At 52.9% G+C, this 25077-nt stretch carries 23 protein-coding genes; 14 read left to right on the forward strand and 9 right to left on the reverse strand.

The window, feature by feature from the left end:
• Positions 1–172: 172 nt before the first annotated feature.
• The 4 genes from ACZ5PT_RS08255 to ACZ5PT_RS08270 form a co-directional block, all read right to left on the reverse strand.
• Positions 173–1588 carry a sigma-54-dependent transcriptional regulator gene (locus ACZ5PT_RS08255; RefSeq protein ID WP_464266338.1) on the reverse strand — a complete coding sequence of 472 codons (1416 nt, stop codon included), beginning with the start codon at positions 1586–1588 and terminating at the stop codon, positions 173–175.
• Complete coding sequence (locus tag ACZ5PT_RS08260) at positions 1585–3876, reverse strand: sensor histidine kinase (RefSeq protein ID WP_464266339.1); 2292 nt, start codon at positions 3874–3876, stop codon at positions 1585–1587. The genes ACZ5PT_RS08255 and ACZ5PT_RS08260 overlap by 4 nt, the downstream gene beginning before the upstream one ends.
• Positions 3877–4057: 181 nt before the next feature.
• The gene (locus ACZ5PT_RS08265; RefSeq protein WP_464266340.1) at positions 4058–4882 is read right to left on the reverse strand and encodes an alpha/beta hydrolase; all 825 of its coding nucleotides are present in this window, start codon (positions 4880–4882) and stop codon (positions 4058–4060) included.
• Between the two features lie 70 nt (positions 4883–4952).
• Complete coding sequence (locus ACZ5PT_RS08270; protein WP_464266341.1) at positions 4953–5735, reverse strand: IclR family transcriptional regulator; 783 nt, start codon at positions 5733–5735, stop codon at positions 4953–4955.
• A 245-nt stretch (positions 5736–5980) separates the two neighbouring features.
• Between ACZ5PT_RS08270 and ACZ5PT_RS08275 the strand changes: the two genes are divergently transcribed.
• A complete protein-coding gene (locus ACZ5PT_RS08275) occupies positions 5981–6436 on the forward strand; it encodes a universal stress protein (protein ID WP_464266342.1) in 456 nt (151 codons plus the stop codon).
• A 67-nt stretch (positions 6437–6503) separates the two neighbouring features.
• Here ACZ5PT_RS08275 and ACZ5PT_RS08280 read toward each other — a convergent pair whose 3' ends face one another.
• The 4 genes from ACZ5PT_RS08280 to ACZ5PT_RS08295 form a co-directional block, all read right to left on the reverse strand.
• Entirely contained in the window at positions 6504–7307 is an 804-nt protein-coding gene (locus tag ACZ5PT_RS08280) for a sugar phosphate isomerase/epimerase family protein (RefSeq protein WP_464266343.1), read from the reverse strand.
• A 105-nt stretch (positions 7308–7412) separates the two neighbouring features.
• Positions 7413–8600 (reverse strand): tRNA pseudouridine(13) synthase TruD, encoded by a 1188-nt coding sequence (gene truD / locus ACZ5PT_RS08285; protein WP_464266344.1) that lies wholly within the window; start codon positions 8598–8600, stop codon positions 7413–7415.
• Positions 8597–9286 carry a tRNA (guanosine(46)-N7)-methyltransferase TrmB gene (trmB, locus tag ACZ5PT_RS08290; RefSeq protein WP_464266345.1) on the reverse strand — a complete coding sequence of 230 codons (690 nt, stop codon included), beginning with the start codon at positions 9284–9286 and terminating at the stop codon, positions 8597–8599. Before trmB ends, truD begins: the two co-directional genes overlap by 4 nt.
• Before the next feature lie 21 nt (positions 9287–9307).
• Positions 9308–9634: a c-type cytochrome gene (locus tag ACZ5PT_RS08295; RefSeq protein WP_464266346.1), complete on the reverse strand. Its 327-nt coding sequence runs from the start codon at positions 9632–9634 to the stop codon at positions 9308–9310.
• Positions 9635–9781: 147 nt separating this feature from the next.
• Here ACZ5PT_RS08295 and ACZ5PT_RS08300 point away from each other — a divergent pair, with 147 nt between their 5' ends.
• From ACZ5PT_RS08300 to ACZ5PT_RS08325, 6 genes are all read left to right on the forward strand, one after another.
• Positions 9782–10936, forward strand: coding sequence for a pyridoxal phosphate-dependent aminotransferase (locus ACZ5PT_RS08300; RefSeq protein ID WP_464266347.1), 1155 nt, complete (start codon positions 9782–9784; stop codon positions 10934–10936).
• Between the two features lie 122 nt (positions 10937–11058).
• Positions 11059–12075: a 3-deoxy-7-phosphoheptulonate synthase gene (gene aroF / locus ACZ5PT_RS08305; RefSeq protein ID WP_464266348.1), complete on the forward strand. Its 1017-nt coding sequence runs from the start codon at positions 11059–11061 to the stop codon at positions 12073–12075.
• A gap of 90 nt (positions 12076–12165) precedes the next feature.
• On the forward strand, positions 12166–13362 hold the full coding sequence (locus ACZ5PT_RS08310) for an FprA family A-type flavoprotein (protein WP_464266349.1): 1197 nt from the start codon (positions 12166–12168) through the stop codon (positions 13360–13362).
• 189 nt (positions 13363–13551) lie between these two features.
• A complete protein-coding gene (locus tag ACZ5PT_RS08315) occupies positions 13552–15747 on the forward strand; it encodes a primosomal protein N' (RefSeq protein WP_464266350.1) in 2196 nt (731 codons plus the stop codon).
• 126 nt (positions 15748–15873) lie between these two features.
• The gene (gene mltA, locus ACZ5PT_RS08320; RefSeq protein ID WP_464266351.1) at positions 15874–17097 is read left to right on the forward strand and encodes a murein transglycosylase A; all 1224 of its coding nucleotides are present in this window, start codon (positions 15874–15876) and stop codon (positions 17095–17097) included.
• Entirely contained in the window at positions 17097–17534 is a 438-nt protein-coding gene (locus ACZ5PT_RS08325) for an NUDIX hydrolase (protein WP_464266352.1), read from the forward strand. The genes mltA and ACZ5PT_RS08325 overlap by 1 nt, the downstream gene beginning before the upstream one ends.
• Before the next feature lie 76 nt (positions 17535–17610).
• Here ACZ5PT_RS08325 and ACZ5PT_RS08330 read toward each other — a convergent pair whose 3' ends face one another.
• Entirely contained in the window at positions 17611–18141 is a 531-nt protein-coding gene (locus ACZ5PT_RS08330) for a glycine cleavage system transcriptional repressor (RefSeq protein ID WP_464266353.1), read from the reverse strand.
• Between the two features lie 313 nt (positions 18142–18454).
• On the opposite strand from ACZ5PT_RS08330, the gene ACZ5PT_RS08335 reads away from it, so the two are divergent.
• From ACZ5PT_RS08335 to ACZ5PT_RS08365, 7 genes are all read left to right on the forward strand, one after another.
• Positions 18455–19312: an alpha/beta hydrolase gene (locus tag ACZ5PT_RS08335; RefSeq protein WP_464266354.1), complete on the forward strand. Its 858-nt coding sequence runs from the start codon at positions 18455–18457 to the stop codon at positions 19310–19312.
• 238 nt (positions 19313–19550) lie between these two features.
• The gene (locus ACZ5PT_RS08340; protein ID WP_464266355.1) at positions 19551–20123 is read left to right on the forward strand and encodes a hypothetical protein; all 573 of its coding nucleotides are present in this window, start codon (positions 19551–19553) and stop codon (positions 20121–20123) included.
• A gap of 25 nt (positions 20124–20148) precedes the next feature.
• On the forward strand, positions 20149–20877 hold the full coding sequence (fabG, locus tag ACZ5PT_RS08345; protein ID WP_464266356.1) for a 3-oxoacyl-ACP reductase FabG: 729 nt from the start codon (positions 20149–20151) through the stop codon (positions 20875–20877).
• 17 nt (positions 20878–20894) lie between these two features.
• The gene (locus ACZ5PT_RS08350; protein WP_464266357.1) at positions 20895–22109 is read left to right on the forward strand and encodes a beta-ketoacyl-[acyl-carrier-protein] synthase family protein; all 1215 of its coding nucleotides are present in this window, start codon (positions 20895–20897) and stop codon (positions 22107–22109) included.
• Between the two features lie 4 nt (positions 22110–22113).
• Entirely contained in the window at positions 22114–23589 is a 1476-nt protein-coding gene (locus tag ACZ5PT_RS08355) for a phytoene desaturase family protein (RefSeq protein ID WP_464266358.1), read from the forward strand.
• Positions 23580–24815 (forward strand): beta-ketoacyl-[acyl-carrier-protein] synthase family protein, encoded by a 1236-nt coding sequence (locus ACZ5PT_RS08360; protein WP_464266359.1) that lies wholly within the window; start codon positions 23580–23582, stop codon positions 24813–24815. The genes ACZ5PT_RS08355 and ACZ5PT_RS08360 overlap by 10 nt, the downstream gene beginning before the upstream one ends.
• Entirely contained in the window at positions 24808–25062 is a 255-nt protein-coding gene (locus ACZ5PT_RS08365; RefSeq protein WP_464266360.1) for an acyl carrier protein, read from the forward strand. Before ACZ5PT_RS08360 ends, ACZ5PT_RS08365 begins: the two co-directional genes overlap by 8 nt.
• Positions 25063–25077 lie beyond the last annotated feature (15 nt).

Raw genomic sequence — 25077 nt, forward strand, 5'->3', positions numbered from 1 at the left:
ATTTTGCCGGATTCATTCGTTATTTCGCTAGTCAGGAGCCGTTGTCAAAATTTAGAGAGGTGAGCGGGGGGCAGGGGCAGTTCTGTCCTTTGCGGAGATTGGTTGAGTTGTTCTATGGGGACGTTCTGGTAAGCGTTTTTGGACAATGCAAACAGGGCGACAGGATCTTGGTTTAAGCGTTGAGTTTTTGCAGGCGTTTACTGAGGGCCTGACGGGTGATGCCGAGCAGACTTGCCGCTAACGTCTGATTGTCCTTGGCGCGACGCATCGCCTCCATGACCGCCTGTTGACCCAGTTCTTCTAGGGTCGGCATTTGCTGAGGGAATTGGAGCTGCTTTAGCGTTGGAATCGAGTCTATGCTGGTTGGCCTTATGGCGCTCTGTTCTTTATTGATGACCTCTTTAAAGCTCTGCAGTGAAAGTTTGTGTGATTTGTGCAGGCTGATGGCATTGTAGACCATGCCACGGAGTTCGCGGATGTTGCCGGGAAAGGCGTAGGTTGAGAGCAGTCCGACCAGTTCATGGGGGACGGTTGGCGGTTTTTTGCCGAGTTTGTCTGCCGCGTCGGCAAAGAAATATTCCAGTAACAGCGGTAAATCTTCTGATCGATCGCGCAGCGCCGGGACTTCAATGTGGTGCGATCTGAGGCGGTAGTAAAGATCTTTGCGGAATTCTCCGCTGTTGACTTTTTCTTCCAAGGGCAGGTTGGTGGCAAAGACAAAGGTCGTATTGGCGTATTTGGGAGTGTCGCTGCCTAGCGGGTAGTATTCGCCTTCTTGCAGCAGTCGCAACAGCTTGATCTGTGACGGTGGGCTCAGATCGCCGATCTCGTCGAGAAAGAGGGTGCCGCCTTCGGCTTTGGTAATCATCCCGGGTCGTTCTTTATCGGCGCTGGTAAACGCTCCGCGGGTATGGCCGAACAGTGTGTCGCTGAAGTGGTTATCGTCGAGACCGGCAGCATTGACCGCCACCCAGGGGCTGCCGGCATGGCTGAGTTGATGAAAGGCTTTGGCAACCAGTTCCTTGCCGACCCCGCTTTCGCCGGTTATCAGAATCGGTTCGCCACTTCCGGCAACCGCTTCAAGGTACTGAAAAATTGCCCGCATGCGGTTGTTGCGTGTCTTGAATTTGCTGAAAACTTCTGGTTTTGCGAGCGGATCGAGAAAGCGTCGTTGCAGGCGGTAATTCTCATTTTTTAACTGTCGCAGGGCGAATGCCTGCTGGATACCGGTGAGCAAGCGATCTTTTTCCACTGTTTTAACGTAGTAGTCAAAAGCCCCCTGTTTGATACAACGCACGGCCGTTTCCACTTGATTCATGCCGCTCAGGACGATAACCGGAACGTCTGGGTAGTCAGCATGAATCATGGTCAGCAGGTCGGCACCGGAAATATGCGGCATGGTTAAATCAAGCAGCACCAAACAGATTTCCTGCTCGGCCATGATTGACATCACCTCGCGACTGTCAGTGCATTTGATAGTGTTGTTGATGCCCGACATGTCTTTTAATGTCAGGGCCAGGCTTCGTAACCAGGGTCTTTCGTCATCCACCAGCAGGATCGGTATTGCCGGAAACAGCTTTTCGCTCATTCTGGTTCTCCTGTCAGGCTCGCAGGGAGCGACAGGGTAACGATCGTCCCCTGTCCCGGCTGGGATTGAAATTCGAGTTTACCGCCGTGATCATCAATGATCCGAATAGCAACAGAGAGTCCCAGCCCGGTCCCGCCTTCTTTGCGTTTGGTGGTGAAAAACGGTTCGGTGATGTGCTGCAGATGTTCGGCCTCAATACCGCAGCCTTCATCGGTAATCTGCAGGATGCTGCGCAGATTGACCGGGTCAGCCCAGGTTTTTACCCTGATTGTCTTGTCTTTGCTGGACAGGGCTTGACAGGCATTAATCAGCAGGTTGACAACGACTTGTTCGATCCGTTGAAAACTCCCTTTTAGGCTTGGCATTTGTGGCGCGTAATCGGTACTGAAATGATCGGTGCTGTTCCGAATGGTATTTTTAATTAGCCTGATAGAGGTCTGGACCAGTTCGTTCAGGTCTATCTGGTCGGAATGGTCGGGGCTGTCATTGCGCGAAAAATCCTTAAGATCATTGACAATGTTTTTAATCCGATCGGTTCCTTCAAGCATCTCGGTAAATAGGTGTGGCAGTTCTTCGCGGACTTCGGTGTATTCCAGGCCGCCGAGGGCAAAATCACCATGTTTGTCAAAATGTTCCTGCAGGATCGGCAGTGCGCCGTTGAAGGATTTTTTTACCAGCTCAGCATTGAGTCTGACCAGGGCGTTGGGGTTGTTGATTTCGTGGGCTACTCCGGCGGCTAGTTCGCCAAGGGAGGCAAGGCGGCTGGCGCGGATCGCTTCATCGCGCAGGCGATTTTTTTCGGTAATATCGCTGGCGAGCAAGATGGCACTGGTGACCGTTCCCTGGGAATCCTTGATGGGAAAGGCTTTCACCTCAAGGACTTGCCCCTGAGGGCTGGTGATGGTTGCTTCTTCGATATTGCCACTGGCCAGCGAATCTACCGCCGGGCAGTTGCTGCAGAGAGCGGCACGATTGTAGAGCAGCTTGCAGCAATACTCGCCCGGATCGTTGCCGAGCTGTCGGTTGATGTATTCACTGCCGCCTTTATTTGACCAGATGACTTTCATGTCCGTTGAGATCAGGGACAGGCTGTCGGGAATACCGGTCAGGATGACCTGAAACTGTTGTGACAACTGTTTGTAGAGTCGTTCCGCGTTTAACCTTTTCAGGTAGTTTGTGCTGAGAAAAAAGATGATGCCGACAGAAATCAACAAAGAGACGACAATTGCCCGCAGCAGATTTTTAGACAAAGAGTAAACGCTCTGTGGTTGATTTATCAACTGGGAGCCTGGGGGCAGCAGGCTTGTTGACAGATTATGTTGCAGTAGCATTAAATTGTCAAAGCGGGATACTCCCTGATGCGGCCTGATAACGGGAATCTCATCGGGATCATCGCCGGAAAGAACCTGCAGGGCCAATTTGCCCGCCAATCGACCCTGTTGTTTCGAGTCGATCATAGGGCCACCGATGGTGCCGTTGCCGAGGTAGATTTCCAGAGGGCTGTAGATCGGGGCAACAATCGATCCGGGGGCCGTCTGCTGACTCAGAAAGCAGGGCAGGTTTCCGTTTTTATCGGTAAACAGACCACTGACAAAGACCAGATCGTCTGAACTCAAGCCTTCGAGCCTGTTTATCAGTTCCATATGACCCAAATTGTTCCAGAATTCGAAGTCAAGTCGAGCGAATTCTTTGGTCAGTGCATGGAGCCTCTGATCAATTAACTTGTCGGAAAAACCATTTGTCCGACCAACGATGACCGCCCGCCTTGCCTTTGGGTGAAGGCTGATGGCTTGTTCTATGAGGCCGCGGTAGTCAGGATCCTGAACCACCCCGGTGATCTTTTTTATCCCCTTTAGCTGCTTTTTGGGGAAGCTTTCAGTTGCGGAAAAAATAATCGGTGTATCGATGAATAGATCGTTACGGTGTTCCAGGGCAAAATTAAGCGCTTCATTTCCCGAGACGATGACCAGGTCGAAAGAGCGTTCCTGTAATTTATAGTGAAGAATCGCATCGAGAACATGAGTAAAATATTCCGAATCCGGATGGCGCTTGGTATCGAGATACTCGACGTGGAAATTTGGAGGAGCAGGTGCAAGGGTCAGGGTTTCCTGAAGTCCGGCCATAACCGAATCTGTGGAGGCCAAGCCGGGATGATACGAATGCAGGATCAGGATCAGGTTCGTTGTGCTGTCATAGGCCGACTGGTTCTGGTTGTGTTTTGCGCTCGTATTAGTTGCTAACAGGGTTAGCAGGATGACGAACAGGATGATATGACGGAAACGCTGCAAAATAAAAACCCCTAATCTGGATGGACTTTGGGAATTTTCGCATAGGCGGGTGTGGAAAACCAGTCATTTAGATGAGTTAAATTCGCGGTTAATTATGTTTTTCTTAGCAATCAGGAAGAGTGGCCCTCAACCAAACACCTGCCCGGTTGTTGTCAGGTCGTCTCGGAATTGCTGGCTGAGCTCAATTTTGAGCTGGGTTCGTGGCGTAATCAGGCTCCGTAGCGGGCACTGTCAGAAAGCTAGCGGTGCGCCGAAAAACATCCATTTGGCAGGGATTCTCTGCTGTTGTCAGAACGTGCGGAACGTCGTCTCCGTAGCAATGATATTCGTTTTCTAAGCAGGGGAGTTGTTTGTAGATATCCTCGGCGGTGCCCGGATGGATGGTTTTGTCCCCCGTTGAAGCAAGGATCAAGGTTGGCGTTGTGATCTGCTTGAGGTGCTTTTTAACTTTCTTTCTCAGGCGGTTAATTTGCACAATTCCTTTTAGCGGTCGGCGCTGATAGTAAAAAGGGCGATCGGCAAGGTCGATATCGCGGTGGGCAAAGGGAATGAACAGGCTCAATAGCCGAGCCAGCGGTGCCAGCGGGTGTTTCAGCCGCAGATATGGGGAGAGCAGAACCAAGTGCTCAAGGTGGTGAAGTCGGGAAAGTTGCATGAGCAGGAGGGCTCCGGTGCTGAGTCCGACGGCGCTGATGGTCAGATTCATCTGTTGGAGGATCTGATAGCCGCGCTCAACGGTTGCCAGCCACTCTTCAGCCCGACTGCCGGCCAAATCTTCGGGGCTGGTGCCATGCCCCGGGAGTCGCACCCCGAGAACGGTAAAGTTGAGTTCGACGAGATGTTCCGCCAAGGCGCGCATTTCCCGTGGCGTTGAAGTGAAACCATGAACCAGGAGGATGCCCTGATGGTTGGGACAGTTGGGGGTGAGTAAAAAAGGGTAGTTCTGCGCGTGATTGACGCCGGCATTACGAGCGAGTTCGATTTCATGCTCAATGGACGGCTTCAAGAGGCTTGTCGCTCCTGGCGGAAAATAAAAAGGCCCCAGAGAGGGGCCTTTTTATTAAGATTTAAAGTTCTTACTTTGGATAGCCGAGTCGGGTCGACAGGTCCGAACCAGCTTTTAATACCAGCGGGACCAATTCATTGTCGATCCGCTCGTTGTCGAGGCGCATGCTCGGTCCGGAGATGCTGATCGCGCCGACGATGCGACGGGTGTAATCGCGGATCGGAGCGGCAATGCAGCGGACGCCTGGATCGAGTTCTTCGTCGTCAAAGGCAAATCCCTGTTCGCGAACCTTGGCCAGCTCAGCTTTGAGAGCTTCGGCGCCAGCAATGGTGGTCGGTGTGTGCTGGACAAATTTAATCTCAGCAAGCAGGTCTTCCAGTTCCTCATCGGTCATGAAAGCCATGTGGACCTTGCCGGCAGCCGTACAGTGGGCTGGCAGACGCGAGCCGACCCGTGAGACAACGCGAACCGTCAGATTGGTTTCGACAACGTCGAGATAGACAGTGTGGTTTTCTTTGTAGATTGCGACGTACGAAGTTTCGTTGCAGCTGCCGACGATCTGTTCAAGGATCGGCTTGGCCTGACGTAACAGCCCCATTTGTTTGATGAAGGTTTGACCCAACTCGAGGGCTTTGAGTCCCAATCGATAGTTTTCCGTGGCCTTGTTCTGCTCAATATAGCCACGTGATTCCAGTGTGGCTAAGAGGCGGAAAACATTATTCTTATGAAGTTTTAAGCGCTTGCTTAGTTCCGTAACCCCCAGCTCATCAACGTCGTCGTGGAATTGCTCAAGCAGGTCAAGAGCGTGGGAGACTGCTTGAATGATGTATTCCGACTTATCTTTTTTAACCATGATATCAATTATCCTTCTTGGAAATTTCTTATATATAAGACAGGTGATTCTAGCCTCGCGAAAAGAAGCTGTCAAGATGTATACACTCATGTTCTTGACAAAGCTGATTTGCAGGTTCATGAACATTATAGAACGCTGTTATGGATCTGTCAATTTGGTTCGCGCCGGAGCGTTTATTTATGCTGTTGACACCCCGAAGTGGCTTGGCTACGATGGACGAAACGACAGTCCGGGATGAGGTGTGAATGCTTAAACTGAGCAAGAAAATTTTGGTTGCGATTGATGGTTCTCCCGCGTCCGACAAAGCTGCCGAAGAGGCGGTTCGATTGGCGGCTTCGGCTAGTTCCGAGCGGCTTCGTAGTACCCTCTATGCGGTCATTGTGCTGCCCTCCAAGGAGGCTCCGGCTCTTACTGACCTTTCCCTGGCGCCGGCCCGCAACCGAAAGGATGATTGGGAGGAGCGCCAGCGGCGGATTTTTTACGTCGTTGACAAGGCTGCTGCAGAAGCTAATGTTCATCTGCGTAAAGAAATAATTTACGGTGAGATCGATGAGGCTATCCTCAAGTTTTCGGCCAGCGAGGAGTGTGATGTGATTGTTATCGGATCGACTGGAAAAGGGCGTATGCTTAGGGCTTTGCGGGGGTCCATCTCTAGTCGGGTCGCACTTAATGCAGGCTGTTCGGTTTATATCGTTCGCTAGTTTTGTCGCGTATTTAATTATCAAACGTCAAGAAAGTTGCCAGCGTTGCTGGCGGCTTTTTTTGTTTTTAGATCGCGGTTTTCATACCGTTGTTGGTTGCTTCACACAGATAAGCTAAAATATCGGAGAGGCGTTCCCGAATCAGTTCCTCCTCTTTCGGCAGTTCGTGTGGCGTTAGCTCCAGTGTGACTGTGCCGTCGTAACCGGTTTCGTGAAGGTGGTTGAGAAAGCGGGTCAGCGGGAGCTTGCCGTGCCCTGGCAGGAGGTGCTCTCTGCCGTTGGCGTAATCGGAAAAATGAACATTGCGGATTCTGCCAGAATCGTACAAGTAGTGGAAATCTGTCAGAAAGTTTGTTTTGCAGGTGCCCATGTGGGCCGTGTCAAAAGTAAGAAACAGGTTGCGTTTGTGCAGGAAGTCAATCAGCGCATTGGTGTTGTTTAGGAAGTGCGGATTGCATCCCCATGGGCCGTTGGCAGGCATGTTCTCTATCGTCAGCAGGACCTGATCGTGCCCGACTTGGGCTTGAAAATCTTCGATGTGGTTCAGCCAGCGCCAGAATTTCCGTTCCAATGTCAGCCATGCTGGTGGGTGGAAATTGACTAATGGTATCGAGAATTTGCTAGCGAGATTGATAGTTTTTTCCAACTGCTGAATTTTGTTCCCCCAGCCATTTATGTCGAAAAATGGCGCGTGTAGCGAGGCGATTGGCAGTATCTCACTGGCTTCGGCAAGCAGTTCTATGCCGGCATTGAACTCGAAATCATGATTGATGATGACCTCAACCCCGTTAAAGCCGACATCGCGAGCGATTTCGAAAGCTTTGAACAGGGGAAGGGTATAGAGACTGCCCGCAGAAAGATTTAATTTCATCGGCAAATGAGAGTCCGGGAAATAATAGAACAATATTTTGTTATCTGTTTTTTATCAGACTGAATAAAGCATGTCAATCTGGATATTCCCAACATTAGCCGTAGTTTATTTGATCAGTTCATGCAGAACGCTGGTTGCATAGCTGCCTTTTGGCAGAGAAAAGCTGACAGAGAGTTGCTTTTCTGCCGCTGGAATTATCATTGGCAGCAGCAGCGGTACCCTCAGTGGTCGCCGTTCGCCTGGCATTGCAAGGCCTTTTCCTTGCTGCCAGCTTGCCGTCGTTAGCTCGGTTGTCGCTAAAAGGGCCTGCTCTTCTTCCCCTGGCTGGCCGCTGGCGAGCAGGACTTTATGGCCGAACAGCGGGGCCGTGGGGCTGATCTCGAATTGGTCTGCCCGGTCTTGTTCTGCTTGCGAGGATTCAACTCGAAAGCAGGCGCCATTATTGTGCTTAAAGGCAATGTCTCCATCAATCAATAGGTGCAAATTAGGCAGTCGCTGCTCCAATAATTGATCAAAAAGCTGCGATTGACAGGCTGAAAGGTACAGCCGCAGCAGGTTGCGAGGAAGCGAAAAAGCCGCTTGCCGGTGCCCCTTGCCTTCGTTGAGTATCTGAACTAGGTGGCGTTCGTCGCGCATCTGCTTGGGGAACAGTGCCAGACATTCGGAGATATTGTCCTGTCGATAGGCGCTGGCGGCTGCCTGCCACTGACTGTTACGGATCAACTGTGGGTCGCCGAGCATTTCCCGGCAAAATTCAGCATAGTTACCATGCAGCAGCAGCTGGCCGAGCTTTGCGGAGTTGCCGAGAACGCCGTAGCGCTGCTCTCCGAACCGATTTGGAACCCCGCGTTGCTCTAGAATTTTCAAGATGGCTTCTGCGCGTGTTGCGGCTTCCGGGTGGGTATCGCGCAATCTGATGGTAAAGCGATTTCCGGCTAAGTGCCCAAGGCGTAATTTGTTACCATGCAGACTGTGTTGTAGGATGTTGGCTTGGCGCAGTTGCAGGCTGTTTAGTTGGTTGACGCAGCGTGCCGGGACTGAAATCATCTGCTTGGTCCGGGCCCGCGCGTCTTTTAGGCCGGCGTAGCCGATTTCGCGTTCGTTAAGACGTAGGGCTCTGCCGAGCTGGCCGATCAATTCACGGGTACTGATCCCTACCTTTTCGATCCACAGATAAAGGTGCTCACCACTGCCGGAACAGGGGTAGAGGGGAATCTCCTCCACCTGAAAGTCGTCAGCAACTTCCTTATAGATTCCGCCGGTGCCCGGCAGGTCAGCGGTCAGCCGGCTCACTCTTCCTCCTGAACCCAGCGCAAACGAAATCCCTTATATAGCCGTGGGGGAGCGATCTCCAGATGGTGTTTTTTCGTATAATGACAAAAGTAGATCGGTTGTCCCAGCTCGATAAAGCGAAGCATATATTTGGAGATTGGGTAATCGCCAAGCTCGTGCGTATAGGGCGTCGCGTGTTGGTTTTCGAAGCGATTATCGGCAGCGAGCAACTCGCCGGTCGTCTCACCGTAGTCAGCGAAATCGGTGGTAAAGTTGAGCTCCCCTCCCGGTTGCAGGCAATACACGACCTGGTTGAGAAAGTCTTTGTTGAGTAGCCGCCGCTTGCGATGGCTCTTTTTCGGCCATGGATCGGGACAGTTGATGTAGAGCGCCTGCAGGCTGTCTTTACCCAGGTAGTGGTGCAACAGGTAGCGGGCCTCGATCCGCATCATGCGGATATTGTTTAAGCCGGAGGTCTCGATCCGACTGCAAGTCTGCCGGCAGCCTTGGTTGAAGATATCGATGGCGATAAAGTTTTGTTGCGGATGGCGTGCAGCGATTTGAATAATAAAGTCGCCGATGCCGCAACCGATTTCCAAGACCAAGGGGTTGTCGTTGCCGAATAGGGCGGCAAAACTGCCGGCTTTTTTCAGTTGTGCTTCGGGGACAAATGCGGGCGAACTTATCAGGGTCATTCTCTGTGGCATGGTTTTATCGTCTACTAATTGTTAGCGAAGGTTATAGAGAAAGTCACTGAGGCTTGTCAGCTCAGCTGGCGAAGTTGTGCTGTAGCTAGGCATGAATCCGTTTTTGTGGGTTGTTGCATGGGCGGCAAGGTGTTTATTTATCTGCGCCCGAGTCAGTCGCGAGCCGATTTTGTCAAGTTCCGGAGCCAGGCTGCCGCCATCGCCTTCAAGTTTATGACAGCCTTTGCAGCCGAGTGCGTTTATTAGCAAGCGGGAGCTGATCTCAGCGGATTCTTCAGCGTGGAGGACCGGCGGAATCTGGATCATAAGCAGGGTTGTAAGCAGAAGTAATAAGGTTCGAATCGGCATTACGTCTTCCTGATCATTGCTAAGTCGATGTCACTTTACCTGCTGCCGCTGCTGATTGCAACGGTTGCGGTTTCAGACTCCGGGAAAGGGGTTGCAATCGCACTTAGCGGAGATTAAGCTTGGCGGCAAATCTGATGGAGGATGTTCATGGATATTAATTTGTCGAAACGCTCCCAACTGGTTACACCCTTTTTGGCGATGGAGGTCATGGAGCGCGCCAAAGAGATGGAAGCGGCCGGCCGGGATATTATTTATCTCTGCCTTGGGGAGCCCGATTTTGCCACCCCGCCGGCGATCCTGGCGGCTACTGGGCAGGCGTTGGCCGAAGGGGCGACGTCTTATACTCATTCCTTGGGGCTGCTCGAATTGCGCCAGGAAATTTGTCGCTATTACCATGACCAGTACGGCGTTGCGGTGCTTCCCGAGCAGGTGATTGTTTCCTCCGGGACCAGTCCACTGATGCTGTTGTTGTTTTCCGCCTTGCTTGAAGAGGCCGATGAACTGATTCTGCCCGATCCCAGCTATGCCTGCTATCCCGGTTTTGTTAAGTTTTCCGGTGGCCAGCCAGTGTTGTTGCGCACAGCAGCCGAAGACGGCTTTCAGCCTCGGGCCGAGCAGGTTCGCTCTTTAATAAGTGATAAAACTCGTGGCCTGCTGATCAATTCACCGTCTAACCCTGCCGGTTCGGTCCTCACCGGCGCGCAGATGCAGTCTTTGGCGGAATTGCCGATCCCGATTATTTCCGATGAGATCTACCACGGTCTGACCTACGAGGGCGAAGAGCGCTGTATTCTCGAATTTACCCAGGATGCCTTTGTTTTGGGCGGCTTTTCAAAGGCCTATGCCATGACCGGCTGGCGGCTCGGGTACCTGATTTCACCGCTGTCTTGTGTGCGGACGCTTCAAACCTTGCACCAGAATTTTCTTATCTGCGCCAATCATTTTGTGCAACGTGGCGGGATTGCCGCTCTGCAACAGTGTCAGGAGGATGTTGCCGATATGCGTGCCGTCTATGACACGCGACGTAAAGAGTTGGTCAAACGACTGCGTGAGCTTGGCTTTGGCGTTCATTTCGAGCCTCAAGGGGCTTTTTATGTCCTTGCAGATGCCCGCCATATAGATCACGACTCACAAAGACTGTCCCTCGATATTCTTGAAAAAACGGGGGTTGCAGTTACCCCTGGGATTGATTTTGGCGCGGGTGCAGAAGGCTTTTTGCGTTTCTCTTATACCCGCCCTTTAGATGAGATCGTTACCGCTTTGGAGCGGATTGGCAGCTATCTTAAGCGGCGCGGTGTATAGTGTCATTCGCGGTCAGGGCCAAGTCTCGTTGAGGCAGTGCTGCCCGGTTTGTCACTTACGATTCAATATTTAGCGGTATCAACATTGTCGAGAGGCAATAATAAATCAAGGAGATAGCGCATATGCTAATTGTCATGCACCACCATGCCACCCAGGAACAGATTGATCAGGTCATCGCTTCTGTCGCTGCCATGGGACTCAAGGCTGAACCGATCCCCGGGAGCTTGCGCACAGCAATTGGCGTGCTTGGAAACCAGGGTTATGTCGATGACTCGAGCATCCGTACTTTGCCTGGTGTTCGCGAAACGATTCACGTCAGCAAACCGTACAAGATGGTGTCGAGAGATTTCCATCCAGAACCTACAATCGTTGATGTCAAAGGGGTCAGGTTTGGAGATGGTGAAGTTCCTGTCGTTATTGCCGGACCCTGTTCGATTGAAACCGAAGAGCAGATGTTGACCGCTGCCGAGCAGGTAAAGGCGGGTGGTGCGCAGATGCTTCGTGGCGGAGCCTTTAAACCCCGCACCGGACCACACTCTTTTCAGGGTCTTGGTGTCGATGGCCTGAAATATCTGCAACAAGCCGGTCAGGCGAGTGGCCTACCAGTGGTGACCGAAGTGATGCGTATCGAGCAGCTCGATGTTGTTTGCCGGCATGCCGATATGTTGCAGGTCGGGGCCCGTAATATGCAGAACTTCGACCTGCTCAAAGAAGTTGGCAAGACCGGCCACCCGGTTCTGCTTAAGCGTGGCATGAGCGCGACGATTGAGGAATTTCTCGCGGCGGCGGAATATATCGTCGCTGAAGGGAACAACCAGGTTGTGCTCTGTGAGCGGGGAATCCGTACCTTTGAAAAAACTACCCGCAATACCCTTGATTTGTCGGTGATACCGCTCATTCGCGAAATGAGCCATCTGCCGATAATTGTTGATCCCAGTCACGCGACCGGTAAGCGCGAGTTGGTCGCTGTAATGAGCAAGGCGGCTTTGGTCGCTGGAGCACATGGTCTGATGGTAGAGGTTCACCCCGATCCCGCCAAGGCATTGTGCGACGGTGCGCAAAGTTTGACTGGTGATGGGTTCTCGGAACTGATGAGTGATATCAATGGTCTGCTCGGATATCTCGGCTATACACTTTGAGTTTAAAGTCGAGAATTCTATCTTGCCCGGTGTTAATACCTGAGTTATAGTTGACTGATTGTGTCTCATATCTACCAGGAGGATCAGCAGATGGATAAAAGTATTCAGATTGTAGAAAATGTCCACTGGGTCGGAGTGCGTCATCCCGATCTGCGGGTTTTTGATGACCTTTTCCCCACGCACAATGGCACGACTTACAATTCCTATCTGGTTCAGGGCAGCGAGAAAACGGCCTTGATTGATACGGTCAAAGCGCCATTCACCGACGAATTCCTTAGCAAGGTTGGTGAGCATGTCGCTCCGGAAAAGGTCGATATCATCGTTGTTAATCATACCGAGCCGGACCATTCCGGGGTCGTGGCGAAGATGATTGAAATTAATCCCGACGTGCAGATCTATTGCAGCAAGGCGGGTGCAAACTTTCTTAAGCAGTTGCTGAATAAGCCGTTTAACGTTGTGCTGGTCGAAGATGGCGATGAGATCGATCTGGGTGGAAAAACCCTGCGTTTTGTTCTGGCTCCCTATTTACACTGGCCGGACACCATTTTTACGTATCTGGTTGAGGATGAGCTGTTGTTCTCCTGTGATGCCTTTGGTGCACACTACTGTTCGGATCGATTGTTTGACGATGAAATCAATGAGTTCTACGCCGATTTTCACTTTTACTTCGACTGTATTGTCCGTCCCTTTAAAGACAAGGTGCGGGATGCGCTGAAGAAAGTCGAGGGAGTGCCGATCAAGATGGTCTGTCCGTCGCATGGACCGATCCGTCGCTCCTCCGGGCAGTTTGCCATCGAATCCTATGCCCGCTGGTGCGCCGCGCCTTCTTCCAATGGCCGCCCCAAGGCGCTGATGGCGGTACTCTCTTCGCACGGCAATACCCGTGACATGGCCAATGTTATAAAAACCGAATTGATCGCTCAGGGGGTCGATGTTGAGACCTTTGCCGTAAGCGAAATGCGTGATGATGACTACCGCAACGCCTTGGAGCATGCCGATATGTTGCTGATCGGGACTCCGACAATTCAACGTGACGCACCGCCGCAGGTCTGGCACGCGCTGTCGCTGATCTCTTCGGTCACGCCCAAGGCCAAGCTTGGTGCGGTGTTCGGTTCCTTCGGTTGGAGCGGCGAAGCGGTCAAAATGGTTGAGCAGCGCCTGACGGGCCTTAAGTATAAGCTGGTCGCTGACGGGGTTTCTTTCCGTTTTACCCCTACTCAGGAAAATATGGAAAGTTGTCGCCAGTTTGCCGAGCAGGTGGCCAGCGCGGTGTTGTCTGAAGAATAGCTGTTTTGCCAGCACAACAAAAAAATCCCCCGGCAGCCCCCGTGTTGTTGGGGGATTTTTTGTTCGCGCAGAATTTCCCTTTAACACTGGGGTTGAACTGTTGTCGTTTTTTGTGATTAAAACTCTCTCCGTCGTTGTCCCACTATGCTAAATTTATGGCCTCGTGAAATGACTCCTGATAGAAAATAAATGATGCCCGAATTAATTGCCGACATCGCGGTTAGCGCGCCGCTTAAACAACTTTTCTCCTATTCCGTGCCGCCGTCCTTGGCGACAAAGGCTAAGGTCGGTATGCGGGTGCGGATTCCTTTTGGTCGACGGACCACGGTCGGTTTTTTGTTGGAACTACGCCGCGGTTCCAGTGACGGGCTCAAAGAAATCAAAGAACTACTCGACGAGCAGCCACTGCTGACTCCGGAGTTGGTAAAATTATTACGCTGGGCTGCAGAGTATTATTGTCATCCACTCGGATTGGTGGTGCGTACCGCTCTTCCGGCCGGGCTTGGCAGCGATAAATCGACGACTAAAATTCTCCTCGAATCGGTTTATTCGGTGACTGACTTAAAAGAACGACCGCGTGGAGAAAAACAGCGGCAGTTGTATGATTTTATTTATCAGCAGCAACCGGTTGAATTAAGCCGGCTACGGGAGGTTTTTGGCGCTCCTCACGCGCCGCTTAAGCGGCTGGTGGAGCTCGGCTTTCTTACGGAACAACAGCAGGAAAAGCAGCGCGATCCTTTTTTAGCCGAACCATTACCCGCTGACAAAGAACTAATATTAAACGCCGAGCAACAGGCCGCGGTCGATAGCCTTACGGCGGCGATCGGTGAGCGGACTTTTCAATCATTTTTGTTGCATGGGGTGACCGGCAGCGGCAAAACCGAAGTCTATTTGCGGGCGGTGGAATATTGCCTGCGGCAGGAAAAACAGGCCCTGGTCCTGGTCCCGGAAATTGCCCTGACGCCGCAACTGGTGGCCCGCTTTCGGGCACGTTTTGAGGCGCGTGGTATAAAGCTGGCGGTGTTGCACAGCGGGCTGTCCGATGGCGAACGCTATGATGCCTGGCGCGCGATTGTCCGTGGCCAGGCGCAGATCGTTATTGGCGCGCGCTCGGCGATCTTTGCCCCATTGCAGCGTCCCGGTTTGATCATTGTTGATGAAGAACACGAGTCAAGCTACAAGCAGGGTGAGGGCTTCCGTTATAGTGCCCGCGATTTGGCCCTGGTGCGTGGCCAACAGCAGGGTTGTGCCGTTCTGCTTGGCAGCGCGACGCCATCATTCGGTAGTTATTATCGCAGTCAGCAAGGGGTCATCAACTATCTGTCGTTGGCTAAACGTGCCCATGCCGGAAAGATGCCGCAGGTTGAGCTGGTCGATTTGAGTAAGCAGAAGCCCGAAGGCGCCCTGTCGAATCAACTGATAGAAGCGTTGCAACAAACCCTTGAGCGGCGCGAGCAGGCCATGTTGTTGCTCAATCGCCGCGGCTTTGCCCCGTTTTTGCTCTGCACCGATTGCGGCAGTAGCTTCCACTGTCCGAACTGCGAAATTACTTTAACCTTTCATCAGCGTGACCGACAGCTCAAATGTCATTACTGCGATTACTCTGAACCATTAAAAACAGCTTGTCCTGAGTGTCAGGGTTTGAACATAGAACCTGAAGGGGCCGGCACTGAACGACTTGAAGGAGAGTTGGGGGAGCTGTTTCCGGGAGCCCGGATTGCCCGCATGGATCGTGATACCACCAGTCGCAAGGGGGCGCACCAGCGGCTGATCGGCAAAATGATGGCGGGTGAGATCGATATTTTGGTTGGCACGCAGATGATTGCCAAAGGTCACGATTTTCCAGGTGTGCGGCTGGTTGGTGTGCTTGGCGCCGACAGTATCCTCAACTTGCCAGATTTTCGCGCCGCTGAGCGCAGTTTCTCGTTGTTGACCCAGGTGGCAGGGCGCGCTGGTCGCGCCAGTGGCGGTGGGGATGTTCTGATCCAGACCTACAATCCCGAACACTACGCTCTGACCTGTGCGGCCGAGCAGGACTATCCTGATTTCTACCAACAGGAACTTCCCTTTCGTCAGGAACTCGGTTATCCCCCTTGTGGACATCTTGTCAATCTGGTCTTGTCGAGCAATAATCTGGGACAGGTTAAGGGAGCGGCGGAACAATTGGCCGCAGAACTGTCCGCTGTTGCCGGGGCGGTTGAAGTGCTTGGGCCCAGTCCCTGTCCGCTGTCCCGTTTGCGTGGTAAACACCGCTTCCAAATTTTACTTAAGTCAGATCATCGTCAACCTCTCCGCTGTCTGCTGAACTTTCTTGAAAGTGTGGAAAATCGCTTTAAGGCAGGGGTCGGGCTTTATATTGATGTAGACCCGATCGATATGTTTTAAGCTTCTTTGGGCACCGCAAGCTCCTTGCTTCTGGTTATTTTCCAGAAGACTGGATTCCCTGCTGCACTTCTGCGACAATTGAACCTCTGTATTTAAAGAACAGTTTCCTCCTGTATGGATTAATCGATGAATAGATGGTATTTCGTTTTGCTCAGCGTTTTATTTCTGTCTGCCTGTATGGGGAAAACGCCACCGGTGACAGAAACTCCTGAACTCCCACCGCCGCCGATCGAGCAGCTGCCACCTTTGACTGAGGTCGAACCGTTGCTGCCAGTCGGTTGGGATCAGGTTGAGGGCTGGAGCAGTGATGATCCGACCGCGGCGCTGGCGGTCTTTCAGCAGAGTTGCAAGGCGACTGCCCGTCGAATTCGTTGGCAGGTGGTTTGTGCCGAGGCTGTTAAAATCGATCTGGTTGACGAGCAGGTCGCCAGAGACTTTTTTGAAACTTTCTTTCAGCCGTTTCAAGTCCGTAACGAGGATGGAAGCATTGAGGGGATGATCACCGGTTACTACGGTCCGGAGTTGCCTGGGAGTCGTGTGCCGACAGATAAATATCGGTATCCTCTCTATTCGCAACCGAGTGATCTGCTGATTGTCGACCTTGATGAGATTTACCCTGAACTCAATAATTATCGCCTTAGAGGTCGCGTTGTCGGTAATCGAGTGGTGCCGTACTTTGAGCGGAGTCAAATAGATAACGGCGAAAATCCGCTTGTCGGGCATGAACTTTTCTGGGTCGAGGATCCGGTTGATCTGTTTTTTCTTCACATTCAGGGCTCGGGGCGAATTCGTCTGCCGAATGGTGAACTAGTGATGGTCAATTATGCCAACCAGAACGGCCATCGTTACCGCTCGATTGGTAAACTGTTGCTTGAACGCAATGCGATGACGCGTGATCAGATGTCGATGCAGAACATTCGGCGCTGGGTAGAGCAGAACCCGGAGGCGGGGAAAAAACTGTTGGCTGAAAATCCCAGTTATGTCTTTTTTCGTGAACTGTCGTCTGACTTCACCTCACCGCCGGGAGCACTCGGTATTCCTTTGACTGCTCGGCGCAGCCTCGCTGTCGATCCGCGCACTATTCCGTTGGGCGCTCCGGTATTTCTTGCCACGACTTTTCCCGGCAAAGCAGAACCGCTTCAGCAGTTGATGGTGGCTCAGGATACCGGTGGCGCAATCAAGGGGCGGGTGCGTGCTGACTTCTTCTGGGGGATGGGCAATGAGGCCGGTGCGATTGCTGGACGGATGAAGCAGCAAGGCCGGCTGTGGCTACTGTTGCCTAAGGTTGCTGCGGACAGTAAGTTGCAGACTCAGATCGAAGCCGATCGCACTGCCAGCGAGGTGAATTGATGTTGCAGCCGAAACATGTCGTTGTGGTCAGCTGTCTGATCCGCAATGATCAGGATGAAATCCTGCTGGTCAAGCACCATATCCGTGGCTGGGAAATTCCGCAGGGTCGGGTGGAAGAAGGCGAGGCGTTGGTTTATGCCTTAAGCCGCGAAGTTCTGGAGGAGAGCGGGGTGACCATCTGTAATTCCAAGCCCGCGATCATCTGGTCGAAAGTGTCCGCTCCGGCGACGGTCATCTTCTGTTTTACTGCCCGTTATTCATCGGGAGAACCGACTCCGAGCGCCGAAACCCCTGAAGTTGAGTGGTGCCCAGCCGACACAGTGTTGCAGCGGGTCCGGCATCCGGTTAATCGTGATCGGATTAAAGCTCTGCTGGAGTACGACGGACAGTTGCAATTGCGCAGTTATGCCACTGGCCCGTATCGAGTGTTGTCCTGACGTTTTTAAATCCAATATTTGTTAACCAGACAGGGCTGCCAGTTGAGATTGACAGCCTCTGTTTTTTTTCTGCCGGCTAGCGCGACATCATGACATCGACGTGCAGTTCGTCGGCAACGCTGCTTAATTCCTCCTCGACCTGATCCAGTGAAAGACTTTCCGGGACCTGAATGCGGATATCCATCGAGTAGACGGTGGCGCCGCTCTGCGGGGATGCTGTCGCCGTTGAGGTGAGTTGAAGGATATTCAATTGCCGGTCGGCGAGGAACTGACTGGTCTTGTAGACGATCCCGGCCTGATCCAGTCCTTCTATATGCAAGGTGCAGGTTTTAAAGCCCTTTTGCGTTTTTTGTTCCACGGCCTGCAGCGGTCTGACAAAGGCCGAAATCCCCTTTTCCAACTCCAGTCGTCGGCACTCTTTGGCTAATTGCTCCTCTATCCCGGTCTGCGGACTGGAAAAAAGTAGGCTGAGGGTAAACTCGTCGGCCAGCATCGACATGCTGGTGTCCTCCAAGTTGCATTCATTTTCGTAGAGCAGGCGAGTGACATCGGCAACAATGCCGGTGCGGTCCTTGCCGAAGGCGGTCATGATATAGCGATGGCTCATCGGATTCTCTCCCTGTGTGAAATAATAATTGAGAACGATCATTTAAACACAGAACCAGCAGGAAAGAAAACGCCTCTGATTAAAGCGCAAGGATATCTAGAGAGGCTTGCTGCATTTGCATGCAGTCAATTCTGAATTATAATTGCAACCATCTCGGAGAGTCGGTTGCAATTCTTCATTCGTCTATATTGTGATTCGGAGAATCTGCGGACGGTGGCAGGTTCGTGGAGAGAAGAACTTTCGTTGAGCGTTGCTTGGTTGCTTCCAACCCATCTTTTATCGTGCTGTCAAAAGAACTGCGGGGTAGAGCATCATGGTGCAGCGAACCGGATTCTGGCACAAATTGCAACTTCTCGTGGTCACCGCTGTTTTTTGTGTCTTGGTTGGCTGTAGTTTTCAGATCGAGCATATTTTTAACTCATCCAAAGACCTGGTCAGTTCCCCCGCGCAAGTAGACATCGCATTTGAAGAAATCTGGTTCCGTACCGCAGATGCTGTCCAGTTGCATGGCTGGTATGTCCCCGGTGAAGCGGATCGGCCGCTGGTGGTGTTTTTTCATGGCAATGCGGCGAATATCAGTCATCGGGTGCCGAATATCGAGTACCTGCATCGGCTTGGGTTGCCGGTCTTCATTTTTGATTACCGTGGTTTCGGGGCCAGCAAAGGGCGGGCTTTAGCGGAGGAGGATCTGTATAGGGATGCGCGTGGTGCTTTGGATTATCTGCGGATCCGGGGATGGTCTGCTGAGCGGATGATTTTTTTCGGTCGTTCGATGGGCGCCGCCGTCGCCCTGCAGATGGCGTTGGAAGATCCGCCGGCTGGAGTCATCCTTGAGGCTCCCTTTACTTCTTTGCGTGCCATCGCCAGAGAATTGGGTCCGGTAGCCTATGGCCTGTTTGGCTGGTGGACTATCGGCGAGCAGTTCGATAACTTACAGAAGGTAACGTTATTGTCGCGCCCATTGCTTATTCTGCACGGTGATCAGGACCAAATTGTGCCACAAGAAATGTCTCAGCAACTGTTTGCCAGTGCCCATCAGCCAAAAACGCTGGTACTCATTGCCGGGGCGCGGCACAGTGACGCTTTTCAGGTCGAGGGCGCTGACTATCTAATGGCGTGGCGGGGTTTTATTGACGAGGTTTTCGGGATAGTTCTCTCTGCTAAGCGATAACGACCATGACCCGCTTAGATAAGTTTACGGCGCTTCTGCTGATCATGGCCGAAATTTTAACTTTTGGAAATCGATTTCCTGACAATCAGTCCGGGCAATATCTTTTTGTTATGTAGCGATCATTCTTATTGGTTTGCCCAGCTTTACAGTTGCTAAAAATAGAAAAAGCACCTTGAAAAAGTTGTGGTTTACTAATAGTATGTCTGGTCGTTTTAACCTTTTTAGATGGGGGGATTTTATGATTAATTCAGCTTTTACCAAGGTGTTTTTGTGGGGGGCGTTGGTCGTCTTAATGGCGTTTTCTGCTCAAACGGCTCTTGCTAAAGGGGAAGTTCGTTTTACTAAATACAATATTCACACTCAGACCAAAGACAGCAGGACCTACAAAGCCAGCTATGCCAATTACACCAACCCTGGTGTCGGGCATCTGATTATCCCCGCCGGAAGTGAAATCCTGCTGACCAAAACGAAGCGCAAGAGTTTTACTTTTACCTTTGATAATGGCAGCAAAAAGGGTGTCTTTGAATATCATCAGCCGCGGATGGGAATGAGTGTTCAGGAGTACCTGGATAAAATCACATCTTCAGCGCCGATCTCGCTGTCAGGGCTGTCTAAGTTGGATAAAAAAGGGGTTGCCGCCGGCAAGGCACTGGTCGGGATGAGTCGTGACGGTGTCATGGCTGCTCTCGGTTATCCTGCCACACACAGAACCCCTTCGCTGGATGTGTCGACCTGGGTCTACTGGTCCAACCGCTTTAAGACCGTGGCAGTTCAGTTCAATGATAGTGGTAAAGTCATTGGCGTCAGATAAACCTCACACCTCGGGTAGGAACAGCATGCAAGAACAGAAGATTGCCCTGGTCACCGGGGCGAGCAAAGGGATCGGCGCTGCCATTGCGCGCGAATTAGCCAGGGACGGCTTTGAACTGTGGCTCAACTATCGCAGCGATCATCAGGCCGCACAAGCGCTGGCGGAAGAGATTCGCAACGATGGTGGTGTTTGCACCCTGCTGCCCTTTGATGTCGCCGATCCGGCAGCGGTGACAGCGGCTCTTGAACCGCTGCTGGAATCGCAAGTGCCGCTGGCGCTGGTTAACAATGCTGGTTTTGCCCGTGATGGTATTATGGCATTGATGAGTCAGTCCGATTGGGAGGATGTGCTGGCGGTACATCTGGGCGGTTTCTTCAACGTCACCCGCTTGGTGGTTGCTCGGATGTTGAAAAAACGCTGCGGGCGGATTGTCAATATCGTTTCCACCTCTGGTGAGACCGGCATCGCCGGGCAGGTCAATTACTCGGCCGCCAAAGCTGGCTTGATCGGCGCGACCCGCTCCCTGGCTGCCGAAGTCGGCCGGCGCAAAATCCTGGTCAATGCCGTCTCCCCGGGATTTATCGCTACCGAGATGACCGAAGATCTGCCGAAAGATCAGATCCTGCCGTTGATCCCACTGGGGCGAATTGGTGAACCGGAAGAGGTTTCAGGGCTGGTTTCTTTTCTCTGTTCAGAACGGGCCAGCTATATAACTGGCCAGGTGTTTGCCGTCAACGGTGGAACTCATATATAGTATGAAGGATGTTGGGTTTGCATAGAGTCGCCATTACCGGTATCGGCATCATCTCCTGCTTGGGCAACGATCTGACGTCGGTCGGTATTGCTTTGCGGCAAGGGCGCTCCGGAATTGTCGTTGATCCGCAGCGGGTCGAATTCGGTTTCCGCAGTCCGTTGACCGGGCAAATAAGGGATTTTGATGCCTCGCTGCTGTCGCGAAAACAGCGTAAAAGTATGCCGGACTTTGCTGTCTGGAGCTACGCTTCTGCGTGCCAGGCTTTGCAACTTGCCGGTCTGACCGGAAGTGCAATCGAGAATGAACAGACCGGTTTGATCTACGGTTGTGATTCCAGCTGTATTGCGGCAATTGAGCAGGTCGATATCTTACGCGAGCGGGGCGAAACCAAAGCGATCGGCAGTGGCCAGGTGTTTCGCTCGATGACCTCTTCGGTAACCATGAATCTGAATACCCTGCTCAAGACTAAGGGGGCCTGTTGGACTTTGAGTTCCGCTTGCTCCAGCGGTGGACATGCCGTTGGCCAGGCCGCTGATCTGATTCGACTCGGTCGTCAACAGCGAATGATCTGTGGCGGTGCCCAGGAAATCAACTGGCAGTCGATGTGCAGTTTCGATGGCTTGGGGGCCTTTTCCACGCGGCTGGATAATCCGACCGCAGCCTGTCGCCCTTTTGATGCTGCCCGCGATGGTCTGGTCCCGAGCGGTGGTGCGGCAACGGTGATTCTGGAGCGTTACGATCTTGCCGAACAGCGCGGTGCGACAATCCTTGGCGAATTGCTCGGTTATGGATTCTCTTCTGACGGTGCACAACTTTCAGTACCGAGTGCCGATGGTCTCAGCCGTGCGATGTCCTCGGCCCTCGATCAGAGCGGACTGGCGGCCGCGGAAATCGATTATCTCTGCGCTCACGCCACCTCCACGCCGGCTGGCGATGCTGCCGAAGCGGCCAATATCCACAAGGTGTTCGGTGCAAAGACGCCTCTGGTCTCCTCCTTAAAATCGATGACTGGCCATGAGCTGTGGATGTCGGGCGCCTCGCAGGTGGTCTACGCAACAATTATGGCGCAACAAAAGTTTATCGCTGCAAACATCAACTACTCTGAACCGAGCGAGGCAACCGCCGGGCTGAATATCATCCGCGAGACCATCCCGCAGGCACCGAAGAAAGTCCTCTGTAATTCTGCCGGGTTTGGTGGCACCAACTCTGCACTCGTCCTTGCCTACCCCTGAATCGATGCAATACGACTCCATTATCATCGGATCCGGTCTGTCCGGGTTGACTTGTGCCTTGCTGCTGGCGCGCAGCGGGCGAAAGGTCCTGGTCTTGGAGCAGCATCCTCAGCCGGCACCGGTGGTTCGCGGATTTTCTCGTGGTGGCCTCTATTTCGACAGCGGTTTTCACTATGTCGGTGGCTTGGGCGATGGCGGCGCTTTCCGTCCGCTCTATCGGCATTTGGGTCTTGAGGAAAAGCTGGAGCTTTTCCCTTTTGCGCAGCAGGGCTTCGATCGGTTGCGGATTTCGGCCACTGGCGAGACCGTTGTCTTGCCAGTCGGTTTTGCCAATATCAAAAGCGAACTGGGAAAGCGCTTTCCTGGCGCCAAGCAGAGAATCGAGCGCTACCTGGATGAAGTCGCCAAGAACTGGAGCCGCTTTCCTTATCTGGATCCGGATATCGACCTCGCCGAATTCAGTATGGACGCGGTGCACGGGGAATCGTTGGCAACGCGCCTAGGGGAATTTTCAGATTATCCTCAATTACAAAGCCTGCTTTCCATGCATTCCCTACTTTACGGCATTTCCCCGACTGAGGCCTCGACAACTCTCAATGCCCAAGTGGCTGGCTCCTATTACCATTCGGCACATGGCATCGGCGGCGGCGGGCGAGCCCTGGTGACCGCATTGCTCGAATTGTTGGCCGCTGCAGGTGGCGATATTCGCTGTCGTGCAGAGGTAACCGCGGTCCTTGCGACTGCTGGTGCCACGCGTGGTGTCCGGTTGGCCGGTGGCGAAGAGGTTGTCGCAAAAGAGGTGGTTGCGACGGTTAATCCGACGCTGTTACCGCAACTACTCCCGCAGGGCGGGCTACGGCCGGCATACCGGAAGCGCTTAAAGCAATTACGCCAATCACACTCGGCCTATATCGTCTTTGCCAAAAGCCGGCAACCACTTGAATTTCTGCGGCGCAGTAATCTGTTTATGCAGCCGCAAGCGGGCACCTTTGCCTATAATATGCAACAACCGCTGGCTGAAAGACCGTGCTATCTCTCTGCGGTCAATCCAGCAGCCACAGGGGACAGCAATGGCTTAATCGGGATCGTTCCTGCCAGCCATGCCGAGGTTGCACAGTGGCAAGCCGCTGATAAAAGGCGTTCTGCCGGCTATTGTGAACACAAGCGGAACGTTGGCGAACAGTTGCTAAAAATGATTGCCGATAATTGTCCGCAAGCTGTCGAGCTTGAGCTGCTGGAACTGGCAACACCATTAACGCTGAGCGACTATTCGCTCGCTCCCGAGGGAGCATTGTACGGAGTCGGGCATTTCCTCGGTCAGTATAATCCCTTGCCGAGAACCAGACTGTCGGGTCTGTTTCTCTCCGGGCAGGCAATTGCCGCGCCGGGTTTTCTCGGGGCGGTGGTCGCCAGCTATCTGACCTGTGGCTCGATCCTTGGCCATGACTATCTGCGTGGGGAGTTAACCGCATGTCGTTAGAGTCTGTCGTTGTTACTGGCATAGGCATTATCTCATCGCTGGGGCATGGTTTTGAGCCGCTGACTGCTGCATTACTGGCTGGAAAATCCGGGGTTCGGATCGTCCCCGAGTTGGAAAAAGTCGGTGGTCTGCGTTCGCGCTTGGCGGCGACCGTCGAGGGGATCGATGCTAAACAGATCCCGCGCAAACTGCGCCGCTCGATGTCCAGCATGTCGATCTATGCCTATCTCGCCAGTCAGCAAGCATTAGCCATGGCCGCTTATCCTGATGAGCAGCTTGCTGCCGGACGGACCGGGGTGATTATTGGCTCGACTCTGGGCAGTACCGAAACAAGTGAAAACTTTTTTGCCGATTATTTCCGTGATCACAGCCTGGAGCGGATGAAGGCGGGCCTGTTCTTCCAGATTATGGGGCACTCCTGTGCTGCCAATGTCGCTCAGGCGTTTGGCATCACCGGACGGGTGATGGCGCCCTCCGCCGCCTGTGCGACCAGTTGCCAGGCGATCGGTTTTGCTTACGAGCAGATCGCTTCCGGCCGGCAGGACGCTGTTCTCTGCGGCGGCGCCGATGAATTCCATCCGCTGATGGTTGCCACCTTCGATATGCTCAACGCTGCTTCGACCGCTTATAATCAGCAGCCGGATCAGTCGCCGCGCCCCTTCGATACTGCCCGCGATGGCGTGGTCTGCGGTGAGGGCAGCGGCATTCTGTTGTTGGAAAAAAAGACTGCCGCCGAAGCGCGTGGCGCAACCATCCTGGCCGAAATCATCGGCTTTGCCACCACTTCCGATACCTCAAGCATTGCCAACCCCAATGTCGGGGCGATGCTGGAATGTATGAAGTTGGCGCTAGCGGATGCCGGGATTTCTGCTGCTGAGCTTGATTACATCAATGCCCACGGCACTGGCACCTTGGCCGGGGATGTCGCTGAGGCCGAGGCGATTCGGCAACTGGTCGGTGATCAGGTCCCGGTCAGCAGCCTCAAAGGACATCTGGGGCATACCATGGCCGCCAGCGGTGCTATTGAATTATCTGCCAGCATTGGTATGATGCGGCGCGGTGAACTCGTGGCGACCCGCAATCTGCAGCAAATCGATGAGCGGTGCGGCGGTCTGTTGCATCTGCAGCAGAACCAAAAAGCGCAGCCGCAGCTTATCCTGAAAAATAATTTCGCGATGGGTGGCATCAATGCCACCGTCATCTTAAGGAGCAGTACGCATGACTGAACAGGAAGTAATTGAGCTGATCGATTCCAGTCTGGCCGAGGAGTTCGAGCTTGATCGGGCGGATATGACCCCTGAGGCAAATATTTACCAAGATTTGGAGCTCGACAGCCTCGATACCGTCGACATGGTTATCGTTCTGGAAGGAGCTTTTAACTTCAAGATTCGTGAAGAAGAAGCGGTCCGCGCTATCCGCACTTTGGGCGATATTCACCGTTTTGTGCTCGAAAAAATCGCAGCAAATAGCTGATAGTCGGGGGTATTT

Source organism: Desulfuromusa ferrireducens (genome assembly GCF_055389805.1).